This window comes from Caballeronia sp. dw_19 (assembly GCF_018449515.1).
Classification (GTDB): Bacteria; Pseudomonadota; Gammaproteobacteria; order Burkholderiales; family Burkholderiaceae; genus Caballeronia.
Map to the genome: position 1 here is coordinate 83,579 of NZ_JAAVUQ010000030.1, position 7,765 is coordinate 91,343.

Below are 7,765 nucleotides of genomic sequence, written 5' to 3' on the forward strand. Positions count from 1 at the left end.
CTTTAGCGCCGCGTCAAAACGTAAAATTCTTCAGCGCGTCGGGCATGCCTTGCGCCATTGCCGCTTTTTCCTTCTCGGAGTAAGTCACTGTGTCCCACACTTCCAGGTAGTTACCCATTCCGAGCAACGTCACTTCTTTAGCCAGCGATGCCGCCGCGCGTAATTCCGGCGATACCAATACCCGTCCAGCGCTATCGAGCTCGACATCCATGGCGTTGCCGAGATAGATCCGGCGAACCCAGATTGCGTCCATAGGGAGTGCAGCGATTTTCGAGCGAAAGATTTCCCACTCAGGGCGAGGAAAGAGCAACAGGCATCCATCCGGGCTCTTGGTGAGCGTAACCCGGCCTTCTGCCTGTCCTTGCAGCGCTTCCCGATAGCGAGACGGGACGGACATCCGTCCTTTCGCATCGAGCGACAGCGCCGAAGCCCCTTGGAACACTCGCCCTCTCCTCTTCACGCCACGGCGGCGCGTCACGACTTTGTTGGAATATGCCTGAAAATGCTCTCTGAATCACACAAAAATACACTTTCTCACACCATTTCCCACTGTAGAGGAAGGCATTTCGCCGGTCAATACGATCTGGCATTTTTTGACTAAATTTGTTTGTTAGAACAATGACTTAGCGCAGACCGCTAAAGTAGGGTGAAATTTCGAAAAGCGTTATGAATGAATGACGTAGTGGCGAATGTGAAGGTAGTACGTGAAATGACGGACAACGACTAGGGGATGGTTTTGTTCCGCGAAGGCCCGCGCGAGGAATTGCGGGTCAGATGGAACGCAGAAACAGGAGAGAAGTGAGAGCGCATCCCGCCGGATTCGGCGAGATGCGTGATTGATTAAATATAGTACGCCGTGCGGGTCATGACCTTCGATGTCGCGCGCATCAGCGCCCGCACCGGAAACGGCAATTCGACGCCGCCAGCGTTGATGGCCGCGGCGGCATGCGCGGCTTCATCCGAACGCATTTGCTCGACGATCGCGCGCGATGCGTGGTCGTTCGCGGGCAGACTCGTCATATGGCTGTTCAGGTGCTTCTCCACCTGACGCTCGGTTTCTGCCATGAACCCCAGACTGACCCGGTCACCAAACCTTCCCGCGATAAACCCCAGAGCCAGCGATCCGCCATACCACAACGGGTTGAGCAGGCTGGGCCGTGAGTCGAGATCGCGCAAACGCTGCATGGTCCACGCCAGGTGGTCTTCTTCCTCGCGCGCAGCTTCCTCGAAGCCGCGCTTCAACGTGGTCGACTTGGTCGCGAGTTTTTGCGCCTGATACAGCGCCTGCGCGCACACCTCGCCAACGTGATTCACGCGCATCAACGCCGCCGAATGCGCCTTCTCTTCTGCGCTCAATGCTGTATCAGCTACGTCAGCGGGAGGCTCAGCAATGTCCACTTGAACCAGAGGCGCCTCGGGTATGGGGCGTGACATCCGGGATACGCCGGTCATCGACCGTAGTCCACGATCGAACTCAGAGATCAGTTCATCGAGTGTCATTTCATAACTCCTGTTTCGATCTCCTGAGCGATCTTGACCGGGCGGAGACCGATCGTCCAACTAACAAATTATCTACACTTTAAAACGCGTAATTAGGGCAGATACGGGTCGTAAATATGTCGGAAACCTGGATTTTACCGCATGTTGCGTAAACGTCACATGCGGGTAATTGACCGTCGGCTTTTGCTTTGTCACTAAAGGCCTCTTTGTTACATTACGTTCAACTTTGATTTTGAAGTACCCGGCGGGGACGTCAACACACTGGCGCCAAGAACAGTGACCTTGCCAAACAGTTTCAACACTGTGGAGATCATCAGCGAAAAAGTCGCTTCTCGCTGTGGCCAATATCAACGGCCTATCGCCAGCGTCGACGCAGAACCGGATCACCGCGCTGGCCGGCGTCCGTAACACGTTCTAATAAGTCGTAATAACGTAGTTGTCTTGAAAGGCGCCTTCGGGCGCCTTTTTTTCGTGCTGATTCCGGACTGGATCGAGTCAGCTTCGATGCATGTACTGAAAAAAAGCCTCCGCATCTTGCGATGCGAAGGCCTGCTGTTTATTTCGCTCTTTGGCAGTTGATCCGTGTTCAGGCGTTGCCGTCGCGCAACTCACGGCGCAATATCTTGCCGACATTACTCTTCGGCAATTCCGTCCGGAACTCGATCACGCGCGGCCGCTTGTAGCCCGTCAACCGCTCTTTACAAAAAGCCATCACATCGGCTTCGGTCAAATGCGGATCGCGGCGAACGACAAACAGTTTGACCGCTTCGCCCGAGGTCGCATCCTTCACGCCGACGGCCGCCACCTCGAAGACGCCCGGAAGCTTCGCCACCACATCCTCGATCTCATTCGGGTACACGTTGAAGCCCGACACCAGGATCATGTCCTTCTTGCGGTCTACGATCTTCACGTATCCGCGTTCGTCCATGATGCCGACGTCACCCGACTTGAAGAAACCGTCGGGGGTCATCACTTTCGCCGTCTCATCGGGACGGTTCCAGTAACCCGCCATCACCTGCGGACCGCGAATGCAGATCTCGCCGGGCTGGCCAAGCGGCATGTCGTTGTTGTCGTCGTCGCGGATGGCGAGTTCGGTGGAGGGAAACGGCAAGCCGATCGTGCCGGTGTATTCGGTAGCGGTCACCGGATTGCACGTCACGCAGGGAGATGTTTCGGATAACCCATAACCTTCGATAATCGGCGAACCGGTGACCTCGAACCATCGTTTCGCCACGGCTTCCTGCACGGCCATGCCGCCGCCGTTCGCCGCGATCAGCTTGGAAAAATCAAGCTTGGCGAATTCCGGATTATTCAGCAGCGCGTTATACAGGGTGTTCACGGCGGGAAACGTGTTGATCTGAAAGCCTTTCAGCTCCTTGATCGTGCCGGGGATATCGCGCGGATTCGGAATCAGGATACCCAGGCCGCCCGTGCGCAGGGTCAGAAAGCCGCAAACGGTCAGCGCGAAGATGTGATAAAGCGGCAGCGCCACGACGGTCACGAATTGATCGATGTCCGGCCGGCTCTTACGTCCAGGTTCGAGCCAGACTTCGGACTGCAAGACGTTCGCAATCAGGTTCCGATGCAACAGCATCGCGCCCTTCGCTACGCCTGTCGTGCCACCGGTGTACTGGAGAAAAGCGATGTCGTCGGGACCTTGCTTGATGGGTTTGAGCGTTTCGCGCCCACCGTCTCGAAGGGCTGCGTTGAAACTCACATGGCCGGGGAGATTCCACGCCGGCACCAACTTCTTCACACGCCGCACGACAAAGTTGACGATCACGCCTTTCGCGCCCATCAGGTCGCCCATCGACGCCACCACCACGTGCTTGATCGCGGTGTTTTTCACGACGGCCTGCACGGTATGCGCGAAGTTCTCGAGCACGACGATTGCCTCGGCTCCCGAATCCCTCAATTGATGCTCGAGTTCGCGCGGCGTGTAGAGCGGATTGACGTTCACAACGACATAACCCGCGCGCAAAATGGCGGCAATCGCGACCGGGTACTGCAGCACGTTCGGCATCATGATTGCGACGCGTGCGCCGGTCTTAAGCCCGCGCGACTGGAACCACGCCGCTAGCCGGCTGGACAGCGTGTCGAGTTCGCCATAGGTGATCGCCTTGCCCATACAGACAAACGCGTGTTTGCTGCGATGTTCGCGAAAACTTTCTTCCAATAGGTCGGAAAGCGAATTGTACTGAGTCGCATCGATTTCCTCGGGCACGCCTGCCGGATAGGACTTCAGCCAAATTTTTTCCATACGGCGTCTCCTTTGTATGATTTTAGAATGGTCGTGCGAAATTTGTCCGTAGCGCATCGTAGCCGCTCGATCGCATTCCGACAACCGGGTTAGACGCCAGCTTCCAATCTCACCGGCCCGTGCTTCCCCTTACGCCTGCTGGCTTCCACGCAATTTTGCTTACCTCGTTTTCTCAACTCAGTAAGCCGCCTCGACCTCCACGAGACAATCGTAAAATGTGGCAGAGCCGCCCAGATCCGTCAGCGCTTGACTCGTCACCTGGTTGGCGTTGCAGCCATCCGGCGCGAGTTTCTTCCACCATACCGATAACCCCACTACGACGCCTTCGCGCGCGCGATCGGTGACACGCACGCGCGCCTGCATCGACCCGCGGTCGTTGAATACTCGCACCAGTTCGCCTTCGATGATCTGGCGAGCGTGGGCGTCAACAGGGTGTATGTCGAGATGCGGTTCACCCTCCGTCGATCGCAGGCTTTCCACGTTGACGAAGCTGCTGTTGAGGAAGTTCCGTGCGGGCGGCGAGATCATCGCGAGCGGATAACGCGCGGCGAGTGCCGGCGCGTATTCAGCCGATTCGTACGGCGGCAGGTAATCGGGCACCGGCTCCAGCCCGGCACGTTGCAAACGCTCGCTGAAAAATTCGCATTTCCCCGATGGCGTGTGGAAACCGCCCTCGGCGAACGGCGCCTCCGCCAGCTTGAGCTGCGCCCAGCCTGTTGTCTTCAGCGTGTCCCAGGTCACGCCGGCCAGCGCGGGATCGTTCCAGCGGAATGCCTTCGATGCCAGCTCTTCATCGCTTTCAAATAGCGCCGGATGCGTCAGCCCCATCGCTCTGGCCAGGCCGCGGAAAATCTCCGTGTTCGGCCGCGACTCACCCACCGGAGCGATAGCCGGCAAGTTCGCCATCACGTGCGTGTGGCCGTATGACTTGTGGGCATCGAGATGCTCGAGCTGCGTGGTCGCCGGCAAGATGAGGTCGGCATAATCGGCGGTATCGGTCTGGAAATGTTCGAGCACGATCGTGAACAGATCCTCACGCGCGAACCCTGCCGCGACCTTCGCGGAATCCGGTGCGACGGCGACCGGGTTCGAGTTGTAGACAATCAGCGCTTCGACTTTCGGGCCGAAGCTCGCGTCGCCAGCGTGCAGCAACGCGTCGCCAATAGCGTTCATGTTCACCATGCGCGGCAGCTTCGACGGCCATCCCGGCAACAAGTCCGGCTGTTCGAGCGCGTTGACATCGACCGGCGCCCAACTCGACGACGACAGCAGCAAGCCCCCCGACCGCTCGCGCCATGCACCCGTAAGCGAAGGCAGACAAGCGATCGCGCGAACCGCATTGCCTCCGCCTCGCACGCGCTGCATGCCGTAGTTGAGGCGTATCGATGCTTTTTTCGTCGATCCGAAAGCCCGCGCGAGACCGATCACAACCTGCTCTTCGATCCCGCATATTTCCGCGACACGCCCCGGCGGATAAGCGTCTGCACGTGCCTTGAGTTGATCGAAGCCGAGCGTGTAGGCGCCGATGTACGCCTGATCGATCAGTCCTTCGCCGATCATCACGTTCATCATGCCGAGCGCCAGCGCGCCGTCGGTGCCCGGTTTCAACGCGATGTGCTGGTGGCATTTTTCAGCCGTCAGCGAGCGATAAGGATCGATGGCAATCAACCGCGCACCCCGGCGCTTGGCTTCCTGTGCGCGCGTCCAGAAGTGCAGATTCGACGCGATCGAATTCGATCCCCAGATCAGGATCAGTTCGCTTTCCTCGAAATACTCGGTATGCATGCCGAGACTTCCGCCATACGTGTAACGCAAGCCCGCGGCGCCGGCAGCAGCGCAGATAGTGCGGTCCAGGCGCGACGCGCCGAGCACATTGAAGAAGCGCGCCGCAATGCTCTCACCTTGCACCAAGCCCATGGTGCCCGCATAGCTGTAAGGCAAGATGGCTTCGGGCGCACGGGCCGCGATTTCATTCAGGCGCTCCGCGGCGAATTTCAGCGCGTCATCCCAGCTGAGTGTTTCGAAACGGCCCGAGCCCTTCGGACCAACGCACCGCATTGGCGTGAGTAACCGATCTCGATGATGTGTCCGTTCGGCATAGCGCGACACTTTCGTGCACAGCACGCCTTGTGTGGGCGGATGATCCGGGTCGCCGGTCACCTTGATAGCGCGGCCATCCTTGACCGTGACGCGCATCGCACAGGTGTCGGGACAATCGTGCGGACAGACAGCACGAGCGAATTCGGCGGGAGCATTCATGCGGATATCCGGTGGGAACGAGCAAAAAACGGACAGATTGCATCATTTTATTACGGTCGACCGACCTCGCCGTCTCGTATCTCGATAAATAATCGCGGGCGTAGAATGGTGCGACCGACGCGGACGAAAGCACGCGCAACGTTAATTTTTCAAACCGAGGCCAGTTTCATGAATCTGATTCCAGAAATCGAAGCGTCGCACGAGGAAATCAAAGCGCTGCGACGAACGATCCATGCGCATCCCGAATTGCGTTACGAAGAAGTCGGCACGGCAAAACTAGTCGCCGACAATCTCGAACAATGGGGCTTGGAAGTACATCGCGGCATGGGCAAAACCGGCGTCGTCGGGGTATTGAAACGGGGTTCGGGTAAGCGATGCGTGGGCCTGCGCGCCGACATGGACGCATTGCCTATTACCGAAATCAACACGTTCGGACATCGATCCCAAAACGAGGGCCGCATGCACGCGTGCGGCCACGACGGCCATACCGCCATGTTGCTGGGGGCGGCGAAACATCTGGCTGAGCACGGCAAGTTCGACGGGACCATCGTGTTCATCTTCCAGCCGGCCGAGGAAGGTGGAGCGGGCGCCAAGGCGATGATCGAGGACGGGCTGTTCGAACAATTTCCCGTCGATGCCGTGTTCGGCATCCACAACTGGCCGGGTATTCCTGCGGGTCATTTCGGTGTCACCCCGGGCCCGATCATGGCGTCGAGCAACGAATTTCGCATCAATATCAAGGGTATCGGCTCGCACGCGGCGTTGCCACACAACGGGCATGACCCGGTATTCACCGCGGTTCAGATTGCTAACGGGCTGCAAGGGATCATCACGCGCAGCAAGAAACCCATCGACACCGCCGTCCTTTCGATCACGCAGATCCATGCTGGAGACACCTCGAACGTTGTCCCCGATGACGCCTGGCTCGGTGGCACGGTGCGAACATTTACCGTCGAGACACTCGATTTGATCGAGCGCCGGATGCGGGCGATTGCGGAGGCGACTGCTGCTGCGTACGAGTGCGACGTTTCCATCGACTTTCATCGCAACTATCCGCCCACGATCAACGACGCTGAGCAGACGCGCTTCGCTGCGTCGGTGATGGCGGCGGTAGTGGGAAAGGAGAACGTCAATGCTTCCGTCGAACCTACGATGGGCGCCGAGGACTTCGCTTTCATGCTGCTCGCGAAGCCAGGCTGCTATGCGTTTTTGGGAAATGGCGAAGGATCGCATCGTGAAACTGGACACGGATTAGGACCTTGCACGCTTCACAACGCAAGCTACGATTTCAACGACGCGCTGTTATCGGTTGGATCAACGTATTGGGTGCGGCTTGCAGAAAAGTTTCTGACTGCTGGAGAGGATCAGGCGACGCGCTGAATGAGTTAAATCGCGGTTAACGCCGATGCGTCCGCCTCTTTGAGAAGTGGGCGCATTTTGTTTGTAGCGCTGGGGGGTGTTTTAGCTGCCGAATCAACGTTTTAGGGGCGCTTCGGGTCGCCCCGTGATCGAGATTGATTTGATTTGGTTCACGCAAAGTGTGCCGCTGTTGAACCGCCGCAACTCGACCGTGTATATGCGCCGAAATCACTGCACCGCTATATTCCACAGCGATATGAGTTCCGGGGTTGCTGTCAGCCGATGTGTTGGCGTATTGAGATCGGAGCGGGATACGGCTGGGTAGATAAGTTTGGATCAAACACATGTAGCCGAAACGCAAAAACCCCACCTTGATGGGGTGGGGTT

Annotated in this window: 5 protein-coding genes; 1 reads left to right on the top strand and 4 read right to left on the bottom strand. The window is 58.0% G+C overall.

Annotated elements, in window-relative coordinates:
* Positions 1-13: 13 nt before the first annotated feature.
* The 4 genes from mraZ to HB376_RS30190 form a co-directional block, all read right to left on the bottom strand.
* The gene (gene mraZ / locus HB376_RS30175) at positions 14-442 is read right to left on the bottom strand and encodes a division/cell wall cluster transcriptional repressor MraZ (protein WP_213767338.1); all 429 of its coding nucleotides are present in this window, start codon (positions 440-442) and stop codon (positions 14-16) included.
* Positions 443-840: 398 nt separating this feature from the next.
* Positions 841-1,500 carry a 2-polyprenyl-3-methyl-6-methoxy-1,4-benzoquinone monooxygenase gene (gene coq7 / locus HB376_RS30180; RefSeq protein ID WP_213767339.1) on the bottom strand — a complete coding sequence of 220 codons (660 nt, stop codon included), beginning with the start codon at positions 1,498-1,500 and terminating at the stop codon, positions 841-843.
* A 586-nt stretch (positions 1,501-2,086) separates the two neighbouring features.
* The gene (locus HB376_RS30185) at positions 2,087-3,760 is read right to left on the bottom strand and encodes a long-chain fatty acid--CoA ligase (RefSeq protein WP_213767340.1); all 1,674 of its coding nucleotides are present in this window, start codon (positions 3,758-3,760) and stop codon (positions 2,087-2,089) included.
* Positions 3,761-3,937: 177 nt separating this feature from the next.
* Positions 3,938-6,019: a molybdopterin oxidoreductase family protein gene (locus tag HB376_RS30190; RefSeq protein WP_213767341.1), complete on the bottom strand. Its 2,082-nt coding sequence runs from the start codon at positions 6,017-6,019 to the stop codon at positions 3,938-3,940.
* Between the two features lie 168 nt (positions 6,020-6,187).
* Here HB376_RS30190 and HB376_RS30195 point away from each other — a divergent pair, with 168 nt between their 5' ends.
* Positions 6,188-7,399, top strand: coding sequence for a M20 aminoacylase family protein (locus HB376_RS30195; RefSeq protein ID WP_213767342.1), 1,212 nt, complete (start codon positions 6,188-6,190; stop codon positions 7,397-7,399).
* Positions 7,400-7,765: the final 366 nt, after the last annotated feature.

Bases quoted from the DNA above. Each gene is read 5' to 3' on its own strand.
- coq7 (WP_213767339.1), bottom strand. From the start codon at position 1,500: ATGACACTCGATGAACTGATCTCTGAGTTCGATCGTGGACTACGGTCG.
- HB376_RS30185 (WP_213767340.1), bottom strand. From the start codon at position 3,760: ATGGAAAAAATTTGGCTGAAGTCCTATCCGGCAGGCGTGCCCGAGGAA.
- HB376_RS30190 (WP_213767341.1), bottom strand. From the start codon at position 6,019: ATGAATGCTCCCGCCGAATTCGCTCGTGCTGTCTGTCCGCACGATTGT.
- HB376_RS30195 (WP_213767342.1), top strand. From the start codon at position 6,188: ATGAATCTGATTCCAGAAATCGAAGCGTCGCACGAGGAAATCAAAGCG.